The following is a 21,958-nucleotide window of genomic DNA, read 5'->3' on the forward strand; positions in this document are numbered from 1 at the left end:
AATATTGTCGTTCTTTCACTGGGCTATGTAGGTGCATATCCTACGGAATAGTCCGCCACAACTTCCTATAGTCCCGCTGCTTGTCATCTTTGAGCTTTTTCAACCAAAGGCTTAATCGCGCTTCAGTACCTTTCTATAGAGAAATTTTCAGAATATGGACAGTGACACTGATCAACCGCCCATTCGGTCGTTCGTTTTCGACCGTTGGCTTTTGCAAAGCGATGGAACGCTGATGCGAGACGGACATGGAGTTCACGTCCCCCCCAAAGAGCTGAACGTGCTGCGCCTGTTGCTCGGTTCGGCCGGCACGGTGATCAGCAAGGATCATTTGCTCGACGCAGTGTGGCCCGATGCCGATGCCACCGAGGAATCGTTGACTCGCTGCATTTACGCCTTGCGCAAGCTGCTCAAGGAGAACAAGGATTTTATTGCCACGGTGTACGGTCAGGGCTATCGATTTACCTGTACGGTCGTCGGTCTGGACGCGCCGGGCCAGGCGAGGGCGGCAGCACCCTCGCTGGCCGTTTTGCCTTTTCGCAATCTGCATGAGTCAGCCGCACTGGATTTGCAGGACGCAATGACCCGCCAGTTGTCCATGGCATTCGGTGAGGCGCTGAGTGTCGTCCCCTCGGGTTTGATGGCGGCTTATGGTCAGTTGACCGACACGCGCTATTTGGTCGAGCGTTTGAAGCCTGACTTTTACCTCAGTGGTCGTTGCACGCTCCGGGATGACCCGTCGCAATGGTCGATCGAATTGATCCGTAGTCGCGATCATGTGCTGCTTCATGGACAAAGCATGGCTGGTGGGGGCTTGGGGGAGGCGCTCGGAGAATTGACCTGTCTTGTTGCCCAGCGCCTTCCGGGACTGCGTCCTTCTGAAATGGGCTGCGCTTCCTATCCGGCCCTGGTCGCCTATCTCAACGGTTTGTGCTGTGTCGAGCGACACACGCCGCAAAGCCTGCGCGATGCGCTGGTGCAGTTTCGATACAGCCTGCAACTGGATGATCGTTATGCCCCCGTCTGGTGTGGCCTGGCCGATGTCTGGCTGGGAAAAGCGATGCTGGGGTTGTGTGAGCAGGGGCATGCACTGGATGAAGCGCATTCGGCGATTTCCAGGGCATTGCCGCTGGACCCGGGAAGTACGCAAACCATTGCGCGGCTCGCCCTGCTGACCAGCCTTCGCGGTTGCGAAGAGGCGGCGCAGGTGCTTTTCCAGCGCTGCCTGTCGAGCGCCGATCAGGCGGATGTTCATTATTTTCACGCCTGGCATCACTGGTATTGGCAGCGCAATGATCTGGCGAGTCAGAGCATCGGCAAGTGTCTGCGCCACGACGCGAATTGCGTGCGGGCGCAGATTTTGCGGGTACGTATCGCGCTTGTCGGTGATCCCCGGGAAGCCGTGATGATGCACCGCGCAATGCAAGGCAACCGGCAAGCCGCGTCGTTTGACAGCGGCAGGAGGTTGGCATGAGCTGGGGCACTGGCGGCCTTCTGATGGTGATGTCTCTGGGGGCTGTTCCGGCGCATGCCTATTGTTGGGTCTCGGCGGGGCAGCAACATGCCATCGAGCCTGTGCTGCTTCAGGCCATTGCCGACGTGGAGTCCGGGCAGATGGCGCACGCGATGAATTACAACAAGAATGGCACCCGCGATATCGGGCTGATGCAGATCAACAGCAGTCATCTGCCCCGACTCAGCGCACAGGGCATTACCGAGCAGCGTCTGTTGGATGAGCCTTGTCTGTCGGTCGAAGTCGGGGCGTCGGTGCTGGCCGGTTTTGTATCACTTTATGGCTACAACTGGACGGCTGTGGGGGCCTACAACGCCGGCAACGCTCCGGGTCGGCAGGCGGCCCGTCTGCGTTACGCACACAAGGTCTGGCAACGCTATCAAACCTTGACGCCACCCCTCGCGCAGCCGTTGGATAAACACCAGAAATTCTCGCGGCGTTAACGTTGGACCATTCGGGGGGATTCTGATGCTGGTCGGGTCTGATCGGCAGAATTCGATCAGGAACTTCCCGGGCAACGCTCCTAGCATGGGTTTTCATCCACTGCCTGGAGCGTGATCGGTGACAGACCTGTCAGTCCCCCCTCTACAGCCCTGTGTTCTGCGGATCCTCAACGGACCGCTTCAGGGATGCGAATTCCCGCTCGTTGAGCCGCGAACGTTATTCATCGTCGCGCCGCTCGATCTGTTGGGCCGGGAAGCTCATTCAGTCAGCGTTCCCGAGGATGCCATTTTCATTCCACTGGACGCGGACGGCTGCAATTTCGAGGTACTGCTGGCAGATGGCGGGCAGGACGGTGTGACGGTGCGCTTGCTCAACGAGTACGGAGAAACCCGGCACTGCGAATTCCAGCGTCTGGAGCAGATTGATGGCTTGCAGATTGCCTTGCGTGGTGAAGACCAATGTTGGGCCCCTGAGCTTCTCGGCAATCAGCCCCTTTCCCTGGTCGAAACGACTGCTCGCCATTGGCCGCAGCCAACCCTCGTCAAATGGGGTGGCGCAGGGCTGGCCCTCGCGCTGTTGGTTGCCTTGACAGGCCTCTGGTCAGCTCCCGAGCCGGCGCCCGAAACCGATGTTCGCAGGCTGGTCGGTGGTGCCAGCGCCGAGGTCGCCGTGGTGCAGGGGCGGGACAAAACGGTTTACGTGTTTGTCGCTTCCGAGCGAGACGCCGGTTGGAGTCGGCAGGCCTTGATGCGCAGCAACGGGGTGTCCGGCAAGGTGTTGGTGACCGATCAGGAGCGTCGTCGGCTGGAGAAACTGTTGGTTGACCACGACCCGCAACTGGCCTGGCACTCGCTGGATCTCAAGGACCCCGCGGTGCCACGACTGCTGCTCAGTGCCCAGCGCAATCTGCTCACGCCGTCGATGCAGACGCAACTGCTCGACGTCTTGCTCAAGGCCGCCCCCTATGCCCGGGAAGTGGCGGTGCAATTACAGGATGACAACCTGCTGGCAGACCTGGCCGAACAAGGGTTACTCCGCCTTTCACTGGCGTTCGACCGGGTCGGGCACGACGACAGTGTCACATTCGCCATCGAAGGCGATTTGCAGGATTCCGAGTTGGCGGCCGTTCGCCAATACGTCGACGGCTTCTATCGGCAGTGGGGTGATCGCTACGTGAACTTCGCTGTCGCGCTCAAGGATGACTCGCTCAAGGGCAAGTCGTTTCAAACCGGCCCCCAGGGCTACATCAAGATGACGTCGTCGTCTTGGCATTTTCCCAAGCAAATCTAGTAGGTGACACATGGCTGGTATCGATTTCCCAATCGACTTTCCCGATGATTTTCTCGGACGTCAGGCCGAAGCGTTCGAAAAAGGGGCTAAAGATCTCAAAACTGCTTTGGATAAGGCTCTGGAGGATCTCAAGGATGATGCTTCGGACCCCGGGAAGCTAGCGGCCTACCAGACTGCATTCTCCTCCTACACCGTATTCCGTAACGCCCAGACCAACACGATCAAGGGCTTCAAGGACATCGACATGGCGATCATCCAGGCTGCTCGCTGATTTCATTCCTTTTGACTGGCCATTGCTGTCGGGCGATGGCCTTTTTCTTGAGTGCATTGCATGTCTATTCAAAGCATCTCCCGTTCGTTCATTGAACCCACGACCGTCACTGAACTGCGCAGCCCGCAGGAAGGCCCGATCGTTTCCCTTGAGAGCCGATTGATCGAAGCATTCGCAGGTGGAGCGGTCACCAGCGGCCAGGACGTTTCTGCGATCAATCAACTGATGCAGCGCCCGGATATCACCAGCCTCGAAGTACTGGCGCAACTGCAGGAGCAGATGGGCCAATACAACGTCGACATCAATTTGCTCAACGTGTTGGTCCGTAAGGCTGTGAGCACTGCCGAAACGTTGTTGCGCGCATCATGAAGTCGGGTGCGTTGCTGATGTTTCTGTGTCTGGCGTTGTTCGGTTGTCGCCAGCCGAGCCTGCTGGAGGGGCTGGACCAGCAGCAGGCCAACGAAGTGCTTTCGGTATTGCAGCGCAACAACATCGCGGCGACGAAAGTCGACGCCGGTAAAACCGGGTACGCGGTGAAAATCAACCCGGTCGATTTCTCCGCCGCTGTCGATTTGCTCAACCTTTACTCGTTGCCGTCCAGGCCACGACTGGAAGTGGCGGAGATGTTTCCCAGTGATTCGCTGGTGGCATCCCCCAGGGCGGAAAAGGCTCGACTCTACTCGGCGCTGGAACAGCGAATCGAACAGTCCCTGCGTCTGCTCGAAGGTGTAGTGTCGGCGCGGGTGCATGTCAGTTATGACCTGGATGCCGGTGAAGGCGGGCGCAAAGCCGCGCCCATTCACCTGGCGGCCGTGGCTGTTCATGAGCGAGACATTGAGCCGCAGCTGCTGATCACCGACATCAAGCGCTTTCTCAAAAACAGTTTCGCCGCCGTCGAGTACGACAATATCTCGGTGGTGCTGTCGCAGCGCTCGCCCACGCAACACGTCGCGCCGTCGGTGTCGGTAACGCAAAGTGATTCGCGCTCGGTGTGGCTTCTGGCGTCGATGGCGGCCGTGCTGTTGGCGGGTTGCGCAGTGTTGGGTTATCGACTGTTGAAAGGGGCGCCGCGTGACATCGTGCGCTGAACGCCTGCGGCGGATTCTCGCGGAGCCGCTGGACTACGTGCACCCTCAGCGGTTGAGCATTCCGACGGGGTTTGACAGTCCCGATGCGCGGCGCGTACTCAATCAAATGCTACTGGAAGGGCTTGACCAACAAGGGCCATGGCCCCCGACGCCCATGACTGCCGTCGCACAACAGTGGATCCGGCAATGGCAGCAGTTGCCTTACATCGCGAGCCTGATGGGCGCGTGGCGACTGTTTCCACAGCTGGCGCGAGGCGGCGCATTACTGCAGTTGCCGATGCCGTTACGTCAATTCGCCAGCTGCAGACCGGGGCCTCGCACCAGCATGCCACTCGGGCCGTCATCGGTGCCGCTGCAACAGGTTGAAGCCGCCGGTTTCAATTTACTGTCGAGCTTTTCCGGGCGCCTGCCACTGCCGCTGTTTGAACGGCTGTCTTTGCAATTTTCTCCCCATGTTATCGGCCTGCACGCTCAGTGGCCGGTGGCAGAACCTGATACGGCTCTTTTCATTTTGGCGGTGCAGCATGCTCGACTCCATCCGAACCCTGACTGACGTGCCGGCATCGAGTGATGCGCACGTGGCTCGCGCAGACCTCATCGCGGCACGCCAGCGGCGTTCATTACAACAACAGGCGCAACGCCGGGCCCGTGAATGTGTCGAGCAGGCGCAATCTGAAGCCGAGGCCATTCGTGCTCAGGCATTTCAAGAAGGTTATGCAAGCGGCATCTTGCGTGCTGCCGAAAACCTGGCGAACGGCTTGTTCGAGTCTCAGGCACTCGGGCGACAGTTGCGCAAGGATCTGGCGCAAGCCGCAGGCCAGTTGCTGCGCGAACTGCTGGCTCGCGTTGAATGGCTGGATGAAATGCTCGAACGTTGGCTCGCGGAGCAGCCCGACACCGAGGCGCTGTTGCAGGTGGTGCTGCCTTCGCGTTGCAGAGCTCATGGGCAAGCGCTAAGGCAACGATTGCAGCGGCTCTGGCCCGGCGCGCTGGTGCTCGACTATCAACCCGAGGAGCGCTACGTATTTCGTCTGGCCGACCAATTGCTCGAATTTGATATCGAATCGGTCTGCCAACGATTGGAGCCACAGTTATTGGCCCGGCTGGGGAGTCTGCCCGAGTCGGTTCGATACCTGGACCAGGCCTCGAAGAAACTATTGGGTGAGCTGTGTTCGGGTTTCGGCGTGGCCCCTGTTCCGGCAAATGGAGGTGCAGCATGAAGATTGAACCGATGATGAGCGTTAACCGGTTTGATCAGAGGTCTGCGGTCGAGACCCTTGAGTCACGCGTGTTGCAGGCGTCCGGCAATGCGGCGGATGTCAACGGCAGCAAGCGCCCGGACCCCGAATTCGATGCGCTGTATCAACAGCTGTTGGCGATGGAGGGGCAGGGCGAGAAGGCTATTTTTCTTTTCCTCAAGTCACAATTGAAACCCGACGGCACCCCCGTGTACCCAAACCTCAAGGCAATTCTCGCCATCACCCATAAGGTGGGGCTCCGCTTGAAAGACGAGAATCTGGAAAAAACGTTGATCTATAAAGAAGTCATGGGCGCCAGTGCCCGGGCTTTCAGCATCGAGTTATACATCTCAAGTTTTATGCGCGATGTGTTTCAGCCGATGGGTGACGATAGTTGGGAGAAGAGTGAGTGGTGATGCCGGGGAACGCCAAGCTACAAACAGCTTGGCGTACCAGGCCGAGTGAACTCATGCAGGCGTCGTTCGCTCGTTGACGTACACACCGCCAAAACGTCCCGCGAAAACCACTGCGGCAACCAGCGTGTTGACGATATGGTCTACTTCGGCGTTGGAAATCGGCAGGGTCGAGAAGTACCGGGTAGCGGAGATGACAACGGCGATGATTGTTTCGCTCACCGAGGTCCGAATGGCATTGGTGGACAAGAATTGGTTGGCGACTTGTTCGGCTGTAGGTACCCGTGCAGACAGGTTGATTCGAAGTCCTTTGCCCGTATTTTCACCTTGAAGGGTGTGCATCAGTTCACCGCCAATCACTTGGCTGGCAACATCGGCTCCGGCGTTGTAGGCGCCACGTAGAAAATCATGTCCAACCACCAGAGCGAGGGATTCGACAATCTCGTTGGCCCGACTCTGGACCGCTGGATTTGGATCGCAGGCCGTGTCGGTATTTTGTGCCAACCACACTGATAGCTGAGCGGCGAACGTCTGAGGCTCGCTCGGTGGAGGCTCTTTACCCTGTGACATGACATAGCCCGGACCGGAATGGGGCGCGGTGTAGTTCATGCCTGTAAAGGCCAGAAACTGGAGAGCACCGTTCAGCACTCCGCTGGCGGCAGTGCCGCCAAGGTTGGCTTTCGAGTTGTCAGTTATCGGCAAGAACAGGTTAACCAGATCATTGGCGAAGCTGTAGAACGCCATTTGCGTACCGTAGGCCGCTAATGCTGGCATCGCCGCCGCCGGCGCTGACGCCGTCAATGCCAAGGCAGCCATCGACAAGGTAAGTGTGGCGACACGGGCCAGGCGCGTTTGCTGATTCGCGGTACCGTTGCACTCATCTCTTATTGCACCAAGGATGTTCAGCGCGGGGCCGATTGACAGGGCGATTGCGCTCAGCACATTGCGCGTCAGTGGCGCGGCGGCATTGGTAAACAGGGATTTTTCCAGAGCGAAGCCAATCAGTTGCCTGACGGCTGTAAGAGTGCCGATGACCAGGCCTGTGCGCACGCCGGAAATCGTCAGGTTACTGGCCCATCGTCCGAGATTACCTTCGAATTCGTTGCGTCCTAACTTGGCCAGGAGTTCGCCGAGTGAGTCAATGACTGTCTGGGCGCGTTGCATTGTTGCGGAGGGTGAAGAATCTGTGTTTTCAGGTAATTCCGTTGGCATGTTCAGCACAACGTATTCCGCCGGAGAGCCAGGCGTTGCAGCGGCTCTTGCAGCGTCGAAATCGCCTTGAATCAGGTGCTTGACGGTCAGTGCAATCTCGTCTGCAGTTGCATTGCCACGGGTCTCTGTAGTAACGACAGCTTTCAGTTCCTGATCTACACCCTCAAACATCATTCTCGTGTCATCTGGATGAAGCTCAGAGGCGTGTTCGTCGTGTCCGCATTGAGTGAGCTCCACTGCGATAGATGCGCAACCTCCCATTTCCACGGTTGTGTGATCTGGACGGGCAGGAGCCGAACTGGCGGTATTTCCATGGACTCGGAGGCCGGATGTCGGTGATGAGGAAACCTGCATTTCATTTTCTTCCATGAGGCTCTGCGATAGTGCAGTCGAATCGATCATTCATCCGCCCAGCAGCGGCAACTATCAAAAAACGCTCCGTCAGGCATCATCACCGACCAAGGGATTAAAACCCTTGGTTCTCGCCGCTGACCCTCCACCCAGCTATAATCGCGCCACTTTTCATTGCCCAGAGTCAAACCCGCCCATGTACACCTTGGCCCGTCAGCTGTTGTTCAAACTTTCCCCGGAAACCTCCCACGATCTGTCCCTGGACCTGATCGGCGCGGGCGGGCGTTTGGGCCTCAACGGCTTGCTGTGCAAGGCTCCGGCAAAAATGCCGGTGAGCGTCATGGGCCTCGACTTTCCGAATCCGGTAGGTCTGGCGGCGGGTCTGGACAAGAACGGGGCGGCCATCGACGGTTTTGCCCAGTTGGGTTTCGGTTTTGTCGAAATCGGCACCATCACCCCGCGTCCGCAGCCGGGCAATCCCAAACCACGGATTTTTCGCCTGCCGGAAGCCGAGGCGATCATCAATCGCATGGGCTTCAACAACCTTGGCGTCGATCACCTGCTGGCCCGTGTCGCAGCGGCCAAGTACAAGGGCGTGTTGGGCATCAACATCGGCAAGAACTTCGATACGCCGGTCGAGCGTGCGGTCGATGACTACCTGATCTGCCTGGACAAGGTCTATGCCCACGCCAGCTACGTGACGGTCAACGTCAGTTCACCCAACACGCCAGGCCTGCGCAGCCTGCAATTCGGTGATTCGCTCAAGCAGTTGCTGGCCGATCTGGCGACCCGTCGCGCGGAGCTGGCTTTGCGCCACGGCAAGCACGTGCCACTGGCAATCAAGATCGCACCAGACATGACCGACGAAGAAACCGCGCAAGTCGCGCAAGCGCTGATAGAAACCGGGATGGATGCGGTGATCGCCACCAACACCACCCTGAGCCGCGTCGGTGTTGAAGGCATGGAGCACGGTGACGAGGCGGGCGGTTTGTCTGGCGCACCGGTTCGCGACAAGAGCACCCACACTGTGAAGGTGCTGGCGTCGGAGTTGGCCGGTCGCTTGCCGATCATCGCCGTGGGCGGCATCATCGAAGGCCGGCACGCAGCCGAGAAAATCGCCGCCGGGGCGAGCCTGGTGCAGATCTATTCCGGCTTCATCTACAAAGGCCCGGCGTTGATTCGTGAATCCGTAGATGCCATCGCGGCCTTGCGCTAACCCCTATTATGGGATCGAGCCTTTGTGGCGAGGGGGCTTGCCCCCGTTGGGTCGCGAAGCGGCCCCATGCATTTCTTCAGTAATACCTAGTGCATAGGTCTTGCGACGGCTTCGCCGCCGAACGGGGGCAATCCCCCTCGCCACAGGGGTTCATCACTGAATTTTGGAGCAGGCATAAAAAAGGGCTCCTCGAAGGAGCCCCTGGGCCGGAGCCCGCCGCCCGGATGGGGCGTGCGTGGTAAGTCGTTACGTAATCAGGTTGTCGTGTCGGAGTGTGTGCCCTGTGTTAGCCGACGGCGTGAAGTTCGTTGAGTCTGTGGATTCCCGCAGTGCCGGTCATACCGTCCCAGTTGTCGCCGCGTCCTTCTCGCCAGCCGTTAATCCAGGCTTGGCGCACCGACGGTAGAGTAAATGGGCAAAGCTCACGGGATTTACCACCAACGCCATATTGATATCCGCGCAAAAATGCTCTTTCCAACGGATCACGCTTAAGTCTTCTCATAGGGTGTTGCCCTCACTTGTTGACTGTATTTATCGCGTTGACCTCAATTGAGGTCTGGCAGAAATGTCTGCCGTTGGGGGGCTCGCTGCCGGCGTGGCGAGCCAAGGTGTTGACGTCCGTTGTGGCGCCAACCTGTAGTGAGTTCTAACCAATGCGTCACATCGAGGGAATGATCGTTTTGTCATAAGAACGTAACCATAAAGATGCTATGGCCATAAGTAACACGATGTTTGACCCGTATTTATTGGCCAAAGCCCTGTATGATCGGCCCCCCGCAGAATGATGGGGTTAATCCTTTAGTGAGAATGTCTCGTGTTGCGTCGAGCATTTTTCGACGAAGGGTCGACTTATGACATTTTATTGCATCAACTTTTTTATCTGCCCGTGCATCTAAGCTCTTCTAACCTGAGCAGCACGGGTGGGACGGCACACCTTCGTGCCACGCGGGCGCTCTTTTAGAAAAGCGCCTGATTGAAAACCGGGCCGGCAATGCGTTGCCGGTCCACTTAGCCAAAGGCTCTGGAACTACCATGTCCGATCGTTTCGAACTCTTCCTCACTTGCCCCAAAGGCCTTGAAGGCCTGCTGATCGAGGAAGCCGTCGGGCTTGGCCTTGAAGAAGCGCGTGAGCACACCTCTGCCGTGCGCGGCATGGCGACCATGGAAACCGCTTATCGCCTGTGCCTGTGGTCGCGTCTCGCGAACCGGGTGCTGCTGGTGCTCAAGCGTTTCCCGATGAAGGACGCCGAAGACCTGTACCACGGCGTGCTCGATATCGAGTGGCAAGACCACATGCTCAATGACGGTACCCTGGCCGTCGAGTTCAGCGGTCACGGCTCGGGCATCGACAACACCCACTTCGGCGCCTTGAAAGTCAAAGATGCCATCGTCGACAAACTGCGCACCCCGCAGGGCGACCGTCCATCCATCGACAAACTCAACCCGGACCTGCGCATTCACCTGCGTCTGGACCGTGGCGAAGCCATCCTCTCCCTCGACCTCTCCGGCCACAGCCTGCACCAGCGCGGCTATCGCTTGCAGCAGGGCGCGGCGCCGCTGAAGGAAAACCTCGCGGCCGCCATCCTGATCCGTTCCGGCTGGCCACGCATTGCGGCCGACGGCGGCGCACTGGCTGACCCGATGTGCGGTGTCGGTACGTTCCTGGTCGAGGCCGCGATGATCGCCGCCGACATGGCGCCGAACCTGCGTCGTGAGCAGTGGGGTTTCACCGCCTGGCTCGGTCATGTGCCGGCGCTGTGGAAAAAGCTCCACGAAGAAGCCACCGAACGCGCCGCGGCCGGCCTGGCCAAGCCACCGTTGTGGATTCGTGGTTACGAAGCTGACCCGCGCCTGATTCAGCCGGGCCGCAACAACGTCGAACGTGCCGGCCTGAGCGAGTGGATCAAGATCTACCAGGGCGAAGTCGGCACCTTCGAACCGCGTCCGGACCAGAACCAGAAAGGCCTGGTGATCTGCAACCCGCCGTACGGCGAGCGTCTGGGCGACGAGGCGAGCTTGCTCTACCTCTACCAGAATCTTGGCGAACGCCTGCGTCAGGCTTGCCTGAACTGGGAAGCGGCGGTGTTCACCGGCGCCCCGGATCTCGGCAAGCGCATGGGCATCCGCAGCCACAAACAGTATTCGTTCTGGAACGGCGCATTGCCGTGCAAGCTGCTGCTGATCAAGGTCACCCCGGACCAGTTCGTCACCGGCGAGCGTCGCACCCCGGAACAGCGTCAGGTCGAGCGCGAGCAAGCTGAAGTCGAAGTCGCCGACAACGATGTGGCGCCGGGCAAGTACGAGAAGTACAACAAGAACGGCAACCCGATCAAACCGGCCCCGGTGGTGATCGAGCAGCCGCGCTTGAGCGAAGGCGGGCAAATGTTTGCCAATCGCCTGCAAAAAAATCTCAAGGCGCTGGGCAAGTGGGTCAAGCGGGAAGGCATCGACTGCTACCGCGTTTACGATGCCGACATGCCGGAATATTCGATGGCTATCGATCTGTATCAGGATTGGGTTCACGTCCAGGAATACGCCGCGCCGAAATCCATCGACCCGGAAAAAGCCTCGGCGCGCATGTTCGATGCCCTGGCAGCTATTCCGCAGGCGTTGAACATCGACAAGAGCCGCGTGGTGGTCAAGCGCCGCGAGCGTCAAAGCGGCACCAAACAGTACGAACGCCAAGCGGCGCAGGGCAAGTTCGTCGAGGTCAACGAAGGTGGCGTGAAGCTGCTGGTGAACCTCACCGACTACCTCGACACCGGGCTTTTCCTCGACCACCGGCCAATGCGTATGCGCATCCAGAAAGAGGCGGCTGGCAAGCGCTTCCTCAACCTGTATTGCTACACCGCGACCGCCAGCGTCCACGCCGCCAAGGGTGGCGCGCGCAGCACTACCAGCGTCGATCTGTCGAAAACCTACCTCGACTGGGCGCGTCGCAACCTGTCGCTGAACGGCTTCTCCGACAAGAACCGTCTGGAGCAGGGCGACGTGATGGCCTGGCTCGATGCCTGCCGTGACGAGTACGACCTGATCTTCATCGACCCGCCAACGTTCTCCAACTCCAAGCGCATGGAAGGGATCTTCGACGTGCAGCGTGACCAGGTGCAATTGATCGACCTGGCCATGGCACGACTGGCGCCGGGGGGCGTGTTGTACTTTTCCAACAACTTCCGCAAGTTCACCCTTGAGGAGAATCTCACCGAGCGTTACGCGGTCGAGGAGATCACGGCCCAGACCATTGATCCGGATTTTGCCCGCAACGGGAAGATCCACCGGGCCTGGAAAATCACTGCGCGTTGACACAGTAGATTTACTGTAGGAGCAATCGAACGTCGACCGGCTGCTCCTACAGACTTCTTTCAGTGCTGGTTAAATTGATGGCTAATAGCTATAACTCAACGCACGGCCAATGGGCTTTTCCGGCACCTGGCGTTTTGAGTTGCCTCTATGTCGTTGTACGCCGTGCGCCCCAAGATCCTGGGTTTTATCAGTGAAGATGTTTCGGCCTGGCTGGTCGCGCTGCTGGTATTGTTCATCGGCGGAGTGCTCACGGGGCTGTTGGCCTGGTCGACCCTGAATCTGTTTCACCAGCAATTGCGGCAACGTTTCCAGCTGATGGCCAGCGAACGTTACAGCCGTATCGAAGAGCGTTTTGAGGATCAGGAGCAGCGCCTCGACGGCCTGCGCCGGTTCTTCACCAATTCCGATGCGGTCGACCGCGAGGAATTCAACGGTTACACCCAACCTCTGCTGCATCGAACCCAGGCGTATTCGTTTGCCCGGCGGGTCAGCGGTGCCGAGCGCGCGGAATTTGAGCGCCAGGTGCGAGAGGAAGGTTTATCCGATTTCAGCGTTCGTGAGCTCAACGCCGAAGGCCAACTGCAACTGGCGGCCGAACGGGATGAATACGTGGTGGTGCTGTACAGCCAGACGCAAAGCCGGCTCGGCGCGCCGTTGGGTTACGACTTGCTGGCGCAACCCCTGCGCCGTTCCACCCTCGAGCGGGCGGACCAGAATGCCCGCATGGCGGTGTCGCAGCCGATGCACCTGGTCAGTATCGAGCCTGCCTATGCCCGGGGTGTGCTGCTGGTTGCGCCGGTCCTGTCCCGCAACAGTCCGGCGACCAAACCCTACGGTTACGTGATGGCGGTGATCAGCATGCGTCAATTGCTGGCCGACGGGTTGCCGGAGGTGGGTCGCGATTACCTGTCGGTGCGCATCCTCGACCTGTCCATCGACGATCAGCACGAAGTGCTCTATGAATCGCCCAATGGGCCTGCCGTCAGTGAGTTGTCCGCGACCCGGTTGCTGCGGCTTGCCGATCACGATTATCAAGTGGATATCCAGCCCAGCGAAGCCTTCCTTCAAGCCAACCATTCTTCGGTCACCAGCGTGGTGGTGCTGGGTGGCTTGCTCAGTCTGCTGCTCAGCGCACTGCTTTATGTGCTGGTCAGTCAACGTCAACGGGCGTTGAGAATGGTCGAGCAGCGAACCCAGGAGTTGCGCGCCCGAGAGCAGGAACTGCGCGGTACCCATGGTCAGTTGCGTGGCGTGCTGAACGCCGCCACTCAGGTGGCGATCATCGCCACCGACCTGCGCGGCGTCATCAGCACGTTCAACGCCGGAGCGGAGCAGATGCTCGGCTATTCCAGCCTGGACGTGGTGGGCCACATGACCCTGGAAAACCTGCACCTGCCCCGGGAGCTGGCGGCGCGCTCGGCGGAATTGAGCGCGCGCTACGGCAAGCCGATTCCGACCTGCCAGGCGATGCTGGTCGAGGGCGGCGAGGAGGGCGGTCACGAAGCGCGGGAGTGGACCCTGATTCGCGGCGACGGCAGCCATTTGACGGTGAATATGCTGGCGACTCCGGTGCTCGACGAGCAAGGGCTGTGGGTCGGGCACCTGGCAATCTGCATCGACGTCACCGAGCGCAAGCGGGTGTATGAGGCGCTCGCCGCACGGGATTTGCTGTTGAAGAAACTCAGCGCCCATGTGCCCGGCGGGATTTACCAGTTCAAGATGGAATTCGACGGACGCTTCAGCGTGATCTACGCCAGCGATGGCATCCGCGATATCTATGAGCTCGAACCGGACGTCATGCTGCTCAACGCTGAAGCGATTTTCACCCGGATTCATCCCCAGGACACCACCCGGGTTCGCGCCTCCATCCGCGCGTCGGCGGACACGCTTAGCCCGTGGCGCGAGGAATACCGCGTGGTGCTGCCGGTACGTGGCTTGCGCTGGGTCCGGGGTGAAGCGACCCCGGAAGAACTGCCCGGTGGCGGGGTGCTCTGGCATGGCTATGTCTCGGATATCTCTGACTTGAAGCGGGTGGAAGAAGAGCTGCGGGCGCTGTCGATTACCGACTCACTGACCGGGATCCACAACCGTCGCTATTTCCAGGAGCGCCTGACCACCGAAATGGCTCGTGTCGAGCGCGGTGGCGGCGAGTTGTCGGTGATCATGCTCGACATCGACCACTTCAAACGCATCAATGACCAGCACGGTCATGCGGTGGGCGATCGGGTGTTGCAAGCGGTGTGCGAGCGTATCGGCCATCGACTGCGGCGCACTGACGTGTTCTGTCGCCTGGGCGGCGAGGAATTCATGGTGCTTTGCCCGGATATCGACAGCGAGCAGGCGTATGGGTTGGCGCTGGAGTTGTGGCAAGGCTTGCGCAGTTCGCCGATCGACGATGTCGGGATCGTCACTGCGAGTTTCGGGATCGCCAGTTGGCGCGTGGGGGAGGGCGCGGATGCGCTGCTGCTGCGGGCGGACTCGGGGGTTTATGCGGCGAAACAGGCGGGACGGGATCGGGTTCAGGGCGAGATAAATTAGGGCTGCATGCGGACCCCTGTGGGAGCGGGCTTGCTCGCGATGGCGGTGTATCAGTCAATACAAGTGTCGACTGATACACCGCCATCGCGAGCAAGCCCGCTCCCACATTGGATCTCCTGTGTCTGGACGATCGTTTACAACACCGAAGCCGTATCAGGCTGTTTCGGCTGGCGATACAAGTCCAGCAGCACCTGATCCAGCACCGATGACGCACCAAACGGCGCCTTGTCGTTGAGGATCGCCACCACCGCCCAGGTGTTGCCATTGACGTCACGGCTGAAGCCGGAGATCGCGCGCACGGTGTTCAGGGTGCCGGTCTTGACGTGGGCTTCACCGCGCATCGCCGTAGTCTTCAGGCGTTTGCGCATGGTGCCGTCGGTGCCGGCAATCGGCATCGAGCTGATGAACTCGGCGGCGTACGGGCTGTGCCAGGCGGCTTGCAGCATCGCGGCCATTTCACGCGCGCTGACACGTTCTGCACGGGACAGGCCTGAACCGTTCTCCATTACCAGGTGCGGCGCGGTGATGCCTTTTTTCGCCAGCCACTGACGCACCACGCGCTGGGCCGCTTTGGCGTCGTCACCGTCGGCGTCGGTGCGGAATTTCTGGCCCAGGCTCAGGAACAACTGCTGAGCCATGGTGTTGTTACTGTATTTGTTGATGTCGCGGATGATTTCCGCCAGGTCCGGCGAGAAGGCGCGAGCCAGCACCTTGGCGTCTTTTGGCGTCGGTGCCAGAACGTCCTTGCCCTGAATGCTGCCACCCAGCTCTTTCCAGATTGCCCGGACCGCGCCAGCGGTATAAGTCGCATGGTCGAGCAGCGACAGGTAAGTCTGGGAACTGCAGCCATCGCCCAACTGACCGCCGACGGTCACGTTCACGGTGCCATCGGCCTGGGTTACCGGGTTGTAACGCACGCCACCGGTGCATTGCTTGGAGTTGACGGCCTTGACCTGGTTTTCGATGCGGATGCTGGAGATCGGCGGCTCGACCGAAATCAGCACCCGACCGTTGTCATTGCGCGCCACGAAGCGCAAGGCCTTGAGGTTGACCAGCAGCGAATCGGGTTTGACCAGGAACGGTTTGTTCTCGTCATTGCCGTCATCGTTGAACTCGGGCAATTGCGGTTGCACGAAGAAACCACGGTCCAGCACCAGGTCGCCGGTGACTTGGGTCACGCCGTTGGCGCGCAGGTCGCGCATCAGCAGCCAGAGTTTTTCCATGTTCAGTTTCGGGTCGCCGCCACCCTTGAGGTAGAGGTTGCCGTTGAGAATGCCGCCGCTGAGCGTGCCGTCGGTGTAGAACTCGGTTTTCCACTGGTGGTTCGGGCCGAGCATTTCCAGCGCGGCGTAAGTGGTGACGAGTTTCATGGTCGAGGCCGGGTTGACCGAGACGTCAGCGTTGAAAATGGTCGGCGTGCCAGGACCGTTGAGCGGGATCATCACCAGCGACAGGGCGTTGTCTTGCAACTTGCTGGCCTTCAGGGCCTTTTCGACGTTGGGCGACAGCCCGGTGTTGATGGTGGCGGCGGAGACGGGGAGGGCCAGGGGGATAAGAAGACTGGCCAGCAACAGTGGACGCAAAGATTTGATCATGTGAAATAAAACCCTACAGCCGAGGGGAAAAAGACGAGGGCATGAAGATAAATTCCCTCAGTGGTCATGAAAGTGTCGGCATTATGCCCCAAGGTGTAGCGGCTTGTGCCGTGCCCCGGTCACCTAATCCGCTATTTTTTTACCGACGGTTACGGGTTGGGCCCAGAGAATCGGGCAATTGGCGGCTTAAACTGCTAAAGTGCCGCCCGTTATTACTTATGAGGATTGTTCCAATGGCGACTAACCGTTCCCAGCGTCTGCGCAAAAAACTGTGCGTCGATGAATTTCAAGAGCTGGGTTTCGAACTGAACCTGGATTTCAAAGAAGATTTGGCTGATGAAGCCATTGATGCTTTCCTCGACGCGTTCCTGAAAGAAGCCATGGAAGCCAACGGTCTGGGCTATGTTGGCGGCGACGACTTCGGTCTGGTTTGCCTGCAGAAGCGTGGCTCGGTGTCCGAAGAGCAGCGCGCTGCTGTTGAAGCCTGGCTCAAAGGCCGCAGCGAACTGACTGAAGCCACCGTCAGCCCGCTGATCGACGTCTGGTACCCGGAAAAGCCGATCAATCCGGTAGCTTGATGTCATAAAAGAAGCGGCGATCCGAGGGTCGCCGTTTTTTTTTGGGTGCGATCTTTTGATCTTCAGGCTTTACGCCAATTCAGGATCAGCAAGGTCAACACCCCCGCCACAATCCCCCAGAACGCCGAACCGATGGAAAACAGCGTCAGCCCCGACGCCGTGACCATGAAGGTGATCAGCGCCGCCTCACGTTCTTTCACTTGCGCCATGGCAATGCTCAGGCCATTGATGATCGAACCGAACAGCGCCAACGCCGCAATCGATAGCACCAGTTCTTTCGGTAGCGCGGCAAACAGCGCCGCCAGCGTCGCGCCGAAAACCCCGGCAATCCCGTAGAAAACCCCGCACCACACGGCGGCCGTGTAACGCTTGTTGCGGTCTTCGTGGGCATGCGGCCCGGTGCAGATCGCCGCGCTGATGGCGGCCAGGTTGATCCCGTGGGAGCCGAATGGCGCCAACAGCAGAGAGGCGATGCCCGTCGTGGTGATCAGCGGCGAGGCCGGTACCGTGTAACCGTCGGCACGCAGCACGGCGATGCCCGGCATGTTCTGCGAGGTCATCGCCACGACGAACAGCGGAATGCCGATGCTGATGGTCGCGGCCAGGGAGAAGTGCGGCGTGGTCCAGACCGGTGTGGCCACTTCCAGGTGAAACCCGCTGAAATCCAGCAGCCCCATGAACCCTGACAACGCTGTGCCGATGAGCAATGCTGCCAGTACGGCGTAGCGGGGCGACAGGCGCTTGACCACCAGGTACGTGAAGAACATTCCCAGTACCAGCGCGGTGCGATGCTGGGCCGCGACGAAAATTTCGCTGCCGATCTTGAACAGAATCCCCGCCAGCAACGCCGCGGCCAATGACGCCGGAATCTTCTTCACCAAGCGTTCGAAGCTGCCGGTCAAACCACAAACGGTCACCAGCACCGCACAGGTAATGTAGGCGCCAATGGCTTCGCCGTAGCTCACGCCGCCCAGGCTGGTGATCAGCAACGCCGCGCCGGGTGTCGACCAGGCAATGGTGATCGGCGTGCGATAACGCAGGGACAAGCCGATCGAGCACACCGCCATGCCGATGGAAATTGCCCAGATCCACGACGAAATCTGCCCGCTGGTCAAGCCGGCCGCTTGCCCTGCCTGGAACATCAGCACCAGGGAACTGGTGTAGCCGGTCATCATGGCGATAAAACCGGCGACGATGGCCGAGGGTGAGGTGTCCGCCAATGGGCGGAGCTGCGTGTGCGTTGCGTCGTTCATGACAGCGGTGTTCCTTAATACGTACGAAAACATCCAAAACGACGCAAAACCCTTGTGGGAGCCGGCTTGCTGGCGATGGTGGGTCAGCTACATGTATGTCGACTGATTCACCATCGCCAGCAAGCCGGCTCCTACAGGAGATCGCGCTGCGGATTCTGCGGATAAGCCTAAACTCAAACGTAAGCAATCGTTGCAATACAGCAAAGGCGACAAACAGCCGTACAGTCGTGTTGCCACCATCCATTGTGTACAATCGCGGTGTTTTTTACGCGATACTTGCCAGCGACCCACTGTGCCGTATTACAGTCACGGTCAATTCGCCGCAGTTCTCCCGACTCGAGTGCCCATGAACGAACAGTTGCAACCCCTCAAGAAACAACCGCGAGCAGGCAAAGCCGGCCGCAGCGGGACCCAGGACGATATTGTCTACGCGCATATCTTCGAGGCCATCCTCGAACAGCGCCTGGCGCCCGGCACCAAGTTGAGCGAAGAAGCGCTGGGGGAAATTTTCGGGGTCAGTCGCACCATCATTCGCCGCGCGCTGTCGCGCCTGGCCCATGAAGGCGTCGTGCTGCTGCGGCCCAACCGTGGCGCCGTGGTTGCCAGCCCGAGTGTCGAAGAAGCGCGTCAGGTGTTCCTCGCCCGGCGTCTGGTCGAGCGGGCGATCACTGAACTGGCGGTGCAACACGCCACTGCCGAGCAAATCGCCGAATTGCGCCAGATGGTCAACGACGAACGCGACAGCTTCTCCCGTGGCGATCGCGGTGCCGGTATCCGTCTGTCAGGCGAGTTTCACCTGAAACTGGCCGAAGCGGCGAAGAATGCACCGCTGATCAGCTTCCAGCGCAGCCTGGTTTCGCAGACTTCATTGATCATCGCCCAGTATGAAAGCGGCAACCGTTCGCACTGTTCCTACGACGAACACACCCAACTGATCGATGCCATTGAAGCGCGTAACGGTGAATTGGCGGTGAACCTGATGATGCATCACATGGATCACATCGACAGCAAACTCAACCTCGACGAGGAAAGTGCGTCGGATGATTTGCATGCGGTGTTCTCGCATTTGTTGCAGACCAAGAAGCCAGGGCGGCCGACCGCCAAACTCTGATTGAGACCGAGTCGCGCCCATCGCGAGCAAGCCCGCTCCCACATTTGATCTCCAGCGAACACGATATTTGAGTACGACATAGATTCAATGTGGGAGCGGGCTTGCTCGCGATGGCAATCTCAAGGTCACAAAAAATCCCCCGCAACCAACGATTGCGGGGGATTTTTTTTACGCCCGAAAAACCTTAGCGCTGATGCACCTGATTCCCCGCCGCATACGTCTGCAGAACAGTCCGGTCATCCCCCAGCGTCATCAACACAAACAACGTCTCGGCAATGTTGTTCGCCTGCTTCAAGCGATAGCTCAGCAACGGCGTAGCGTTGTAATCGAGCACCAGGAAGTCCGCATCAGTGCCCGGCAGCAACGTGCCGATCCTGTCTTCCAGACGCAGCGCCCGCGCACCGCCGAGGGTCGCCAGGTACAGCGATTTGAACGGGCTCAGTCGCGCACCTTGCAACTGCATGACCTTGTACGCCTCGTTCAACGTTTGCAGCAGCGAGAAACTGGTGCCACCGCCAACGTCCGTGCCCAAACCGACATTCAGCTTGTGCTTCTCGGCCATCGGCAAATTGAACAGGCCGCTGCCGAGGAAGAAGTTCGAGGTCGGGCAGAAGGCGATCGCCGAGCCGGTTTCTGCCAGGCGCGCACATTCTTCATCGCACAGGTGCACGCCGTGGGCGAACACCGAGCGCTCGCCCAGCAGTTGATAGTGATCGTAAACGTCGAGGTAACCCTTGCGCTCCGGGAACAGCGCCTTGACCCACTCGACTTCCTTGAGGTTTTCACTGATGTGGGTCTGCATGTACAGGTCCGGATACTCGCTCAGCAACTGGCCGGCGAGGGTCAGTTGTTCCGGGGTGCTGGTCGGGGCGAAGCGTGGAGTGACGGCATAGTGCAGGCGACCCTTGCCGTGCCAGCGCTCGATCAACGCCTTGCTTTCGACGTAGCTGGATTCGGCGGTATCGGTCAGGTAGTCCGGCGCGTTGCGGTCCATCATCACCTTGCCGGCGATCATCCGCAGGTCCAGCTGTTCGGCAGCCTCGAAGAACGAGTTCACCGATTGCGGGTGCACGCTGCCGAACACCAGCGCGGTGGTGGTGCCGTTGCGCAGCAGTTCCTTGATGAAAATGCCCGCGACTTCGTCGGCGTGAGCCTTGTCGGCGAACTGGCTTTCGCACGGGAACGTATAAGTGTTGAGCCAATCCAGCAACTGCTCGCCATAGGCGCCGACCATGCCGGTTTGCGGCAGGTGGATGTGGGTGTCGATGAAGCCGGGGGTGATCAGTGCGTCCTGATAATGAGTGATCTCGATGTCGGCGGGCAGGGTCGGCAGCAGTTCGCTGGCGTGACCGAGGGCGCTGATCTGGCCGTTATCGACCACCAGCAAGCCGTCTTCGAAATACTCGTATGAGGCTTCGATGCCCACTTGGGCGGGGTCGGCGATGCTGTGCAGGATGGCGGCGCGGTAGGCTTTACGAGTCAGAGGCATTGTCGTTCTCAGTTAGTGGCTCTTTAATTCGAAGCGTGGCTGCGGCGTGAAGCAGGCAGCAGTTTGGCAATCGATGATCCGGCGCTGGCGGTGTGCTGGCCGAAATTCGCGTTATAGGTGGCAATAACTTCGCCGGCGATGGAGATGGCGATTTCCACAGGCAATTTGCCTTTGACTTCGCCGAGCCCCATCGGGCAGCGCATGCGCTGCAGCACGGCGCTGTCGAAACCACGGTCGCGCAGGCGATGTTCGAACTTCACCCGTTTGGTTTTCGAACCGATCAGGCCGAAGTAGGCGAAGTCGTTGCGCTTGAGGATCGCAGCGGTGAGTTCAAGGTCGAGTTGGTGGTTGTGAGTCATGACGATGCAGTAGCTGCCGACGGGCAGGTCGTCGATTTCATCCACCGGGTCGTCACTGATAATTTTGCGTACGCCATGGGGGAGCTGTTCAGGGAATTCATCTTCCCGCGAATCGATCCAGCGCACCCGGCAGGGCAGGCTGGCGAGCAGCGGCACCAGTGCGCGACCGACATGGCCGGCACCGAACACGGCGATCTGTGCCTGGACCTGGCCCATCGGCTCGAACAGCAACACGGTCACGCCGCCGCAGCACTGGCCCAGGCTGGCGCCGAGGCTGAAGCGCTCCAGGTGCGTGTCCTGCTTGCCACTGGCGAGCATTTCGCGGCCGATCTGCATGGCCTTGTATTCCAGATGCCCGCCACCGATGGTGTCGAAGGTCTGGCTGGCGCTGATGACCATTTTCGAACCGGCGTTGCGCGGCGTCGAGCCGAGCTCTTCGATGATGGTCACCAACACGCAGGGTTCACCCCGGTTTTGCAGGTCGGCGAGGGCGTCGATCCAGTTGTACATGTTTCACCTCGACATCTTTGTTGTCTGTTCGGGCCTCATCGCCAGCAAGCCGGCTCCTACAGGTTCAGCACAATCCTTGTAGGAGTCAGCACGCCGGCTCCTACAGGTTCAGCACAATCCTTGTAGGAGACAGCAAGCCGGCTCCTGCAGGTTCTGCACAATCCTTGTAGGAGCCGGCTTGCTGGCGAT

At 59.5% G+C, this 21,958-nt stretch carries 20 protein-coding genes; 14 read left to right on the top strand and 6 right to left on the bottom strand.

The genetic code is table 11. The features are described from left to right. Positions 1 to 232: 232 nt before the first annotated feature. From FBY04_RS11115 to FBY04_RS11155, 9 genes are all read left to right on the top strand, one after another. On the top strand, positions 233 to 1,471 hold the full coding sequence (locus FBY04_RS11115; protein WP_256666849.1) for a winged helix-turn-helix domain-containing protein: 1,239 nt from the start codon (positions 233 to 235) through the stop codon (positions 1,469 to 1,471). Then, the gene (locus tag FBY04_RS11120) at positions 1,468 to 1,953 is read left to right on the top strand and encodes a transglycosylase SLT domain-containing protein (RefSeq protein WP_145315235.1); all 486 of its coding nucleotides are present in this window, start codon (positions 1,468 to 1,470) and stop codon (positions 1,951 to 1,953) included. Before FBY04_RS11115 ends, FBY04_RS11120 begins: the two co-directional genes overlap by 4 nt. Before the next feature lie 118 nt (positions 1,954 to 2,071). Continuing rightward, positions 2,072 to 3,244 (top strand): PrgH/EprH family type III secretion apparatus protein, encoded by a 1,173-nt coding sequence (locus FBY04_RS11125; RefSeq protein ID WP_145315236.1) that lies wholly within the window; start codon positions 2,072 to 2,074, stop codon positions 3,242 to 3,244. 10 nt (positions 3,245 to 3,254) lie between these two features. Beyond that, positions 3,255 to 3,515 carry a type III secretion system needle filament subunit SctF gene (sctF, locus tag FBY04_RS11130; RefSeq protein WP_084318680.1) on the top strand — a complete coding sequence of 87 codons (261 nt, stop codon included), beginning with the start codon at positions 3,255 to 3,257 and terminating at the stop codon, positions 3,513 to 3,515. Positions 3,516 to 3,575: 60 nt separating this feature from the next. Next, the gene (gene sctI, locus FBY04_RS11135; protein WP_145315237.1) at positions 3,576 to 3,884 is read left to right on the top strand and encodes a type III secretion system inner rod subunit SctI; all 309 of its coding nucleotides are present in this window, start codon (positions 3,576 to 3,578) and stop codon (positions 3,882 to 3,884) included. After that, complete coding sequence (locus FBY04_RS11140) at positions 3,881 to 4,603, top strand: EscJ/YscJ/HrcJ family type III secretion inner membrane ring protein (RefSeq protein WP_145315238.1); 723 nt, start codon at positions 3,881 to 3,883, stop codon at positions 4,601 to 4,603. The genes sctI and FBY04_RS11140 overlap by 4 nt, the downstream gene beginning before the upstream one ends. After that, on the top strand, positions 4,587 to 5,156 hold the full coding sequence (locus FBY04_RS11145) for a secretion system protein (protein WP_145315239.1): 570 nt from the start codon (positions 4,587 to 4,589) through the stop codon (positions 5,154 to 5,156). Before FBY04_RS11140 ends, FBY04_RS11145 begins: the two co-directional genes overlap by 17 nt. Further along, positions 5,128 to 5,823, top strand: coding sequence for an oxygen-regulated invasion protein OrgB (locus tag FBY04_RS11150; RefSeq protein WP_084318672.1), 696 nt, complete (start codon positions 5,128 to 5,130; stop codon positions 5,821 to 5,823). The genes FBY04_RS11145 and FBY04_RS11150 overlap by 29 nt, the downstream gene beginning before the upstream one ends. Next, positions 5,820 to 6,257, top strand: coding sequence for a hypothetical protein (locus FBY04_RS11155; protein ID WP_145315240.1), 438 nt, complete (start codon positions 5,820 to 5,822; stop codon positions 6,255 to 6,257). The genes FBY04_RS11150 and FBY04_RS11155 overlap by 4 nt, the downstream gene beginning before the upstream one ends. Positions 6,258 to 6,308: 51 nt before the next feature. Here FBY04_RS11155 and FBY04_RS11160 read toward each other — a convergent pair whose 3' ends face one another. After that, the gene (locus FBY04_RS11160) at positions 6,309 to 7,868 is read right to left on the bottom strand and encodes a hypothetical protein (RefSeq protein ID WP_145315241.1); all 1,560 of its coding nucleotides are present in this window, start codon (positions 7,866 to 7,868) and stop codon (positions 6,309 to 6,311) included. Positions 7,869 to 8,013: 145 nt separating this feature from the next. Here FBY04_RS11160 and FBY04_RS11165 point away from each other — a divergent pair, with 145 nt between their 5' ends. After that, positions 8,014 to 9,033, top strand: coding sequence for a quinone-dependent dihydroorotate dehydrogenase (locus tag FBY04_RS11165; protein ID WP_145315242.1), 1,020 nt, complete (start codon positions 8,014 to 8,016; stop codon positions 9,031 to 9,033). Between the two features lie 286 nt (positions 9,034 to 9,319). On the opposite strand, the gene rmf is transcribed toward FBY04_RS11165, so the two are convergent. Then, positions 9,320 to 9,535 (bottom strand): ribosome modulation factor, encoded by a 216-nt coding sequence (gene rmf, locus FBY04_RS11170; protein WP_003223300.1) that lies wholly within the window; start codon positions 9,533 to 9,535, stop codon positions 9,320 to 9,322. 530 nt (positions 9,536 to 10,065) lie between these two features. Between rmf and rlmKL the strand changes: the two genes are divergently transcribed. Both rlmKL and FBY04_RS11180 read left to right on the top strand, forming a co-directional pair. Next, on the top strand, positions 10,066 to 12,336 hold the full coding sequence (gene rlmKL / locus FBY04_RS11175) for a bifunctional 23S rRNA (guanine(2069)-N(7))-methyltransferase RlmK/23S rRNA (guanine(2445)-N(2))-methyltransferase RlmL (RefSeq protein ID WP_084318668.1): 2,271 nt from the start codon (positions 10,066 to 10,068) through the stop codon (positions 12,334 to 12,336). A gap of 147 nt (positions 12,337 to 12,483) precedes the next feature. Further along, the gene (locus tag FBY04_RS11180; protein ID WP_145315243.1) at positions 12,484 to 14,874 is read left to right on the top strand and encodes a GGDEF domain-containing protein; all 2,391 of its coding nucleotides are present in this window, start codon (positions 12,484 to 12,486) and stop codon (positions 14,872 to 14,874) included. A gap of 134 nt (positions 14,875 to 15,008) precedes the next feature. On the opposite strand, the gene dacB is transcribed toward FBY04_RS11180, so the two are convergent. Beyond that, positions 15,009 to 16,469 (bottom strand): D-alanyl-D-alanine carboxypeptidase/D-alanyl-D-alanine-endopeptidase, encoded by a 1,461-nt coding sequence (dacB, locus tag FBY04_RS11185; RefSeq protein WP_084318665.1) that lies wholly within the window; start codon positions 16,467 to 16,469, stop codon positions 15,009 to 15,011. 233 nt (positions 16,470 to 16,702) lie between these two features. Between dacB and FBY04_RS11190 the strand changes: the two genes are divergently transcribed. After that, the gene (locus tag FBY04_RS11190; RefSeq protein ID WP_007896965.1) at positions 16,703 to 17,047 is read left to right on the top strand and encodes a YggL family protein; all 345 of its coding nucleotides are present in this window, start codon (positions 16,703 to 16,705) and stop codon (positions 17,045 to 17,047) included. Positions 17,048 to 17,109: 62 nt separating this feature from the next. Here the strand turns inward: FBY04_RS11190 and FBY04_RS11195 are convergent, their stop codons facing one another. Further along, positions 17,110 to 18,300 carry a benzoate/H(+) symporter BenE family transporter gene (locus tag FBY04_RS11195; protein WP_084318663.1) on the bottom strand — a complete coding sequence of 397 codons (1,191 nt, stop codon included), beginning with the start codon at positions 18,298 to 18,300 and terminating at the stop codon, positions 17,110 to 17,112. 346 nt (positions 18,301 to 18,646) lie between these two features. On the opposite strand from FBY04_RS11195, the gene FBY04_RS11200 reads away from it, so the two are divergent. Continuing rightward, positions 18,647 to 19,411: a GntR family transcriptional regulator gene (locus FBY04_RS11200; RefSeq protein ID WP_084318661.1), complete on the top strand. Its 765-nt coding sequence runs from the start codon at positions 18,647 to 18,649 to the stop codon at positions 19,409 to 19,411. A 184-nt stretch (positions 19,412 to 19,595) separates the two neighbouring features. Here FBY04_RS11200 and guaD read toward each other — a convergent pair whose 3' ends face one another. Both guaD and xdhC read right to left on the bottom strand, forming a co-directional pair. After that, positions 19,596 to 20,900 (bottom strand): guanine deaminase, encoded by a 1,305-nt coding sequence (guaD, locus tag FBY04_RS11205; RefSeq protein WP_145315244.1) that lies wholly within the window; start codon positions 20,898 to 20,900, stop codon positions 19,596 to 19,598. 23 nt (positions 20,901 to 20,923) lie between these two features. Continuing rightward, on the bottom strand, positions 20,924 to 21,769 hold the full coding sequence (gene xdhC / locus FBY04_RS11210; protein ID WP_145315245.1) for a xanthine dehydrogenase accessory protein XdhC: 846 nt from the start codon (positions 21,767 to 21,769) through the stop codon (positions 20,924 to 20,926). Positions 21,770 to 21,958: the final 189 nt, after the last annotated feature.

The sequence above is a fragment of the Pseudomonas sp. SJZ080 genome, assembly GCF_007828295.1.
Classification (GTDB): Bacteria; Pseudomonadota; Gammaproteobacteria; order Pseudomonadales; family Pseudomonadaceae; genus Aquipseudomonas; species Aquipseudomonas migulae_A.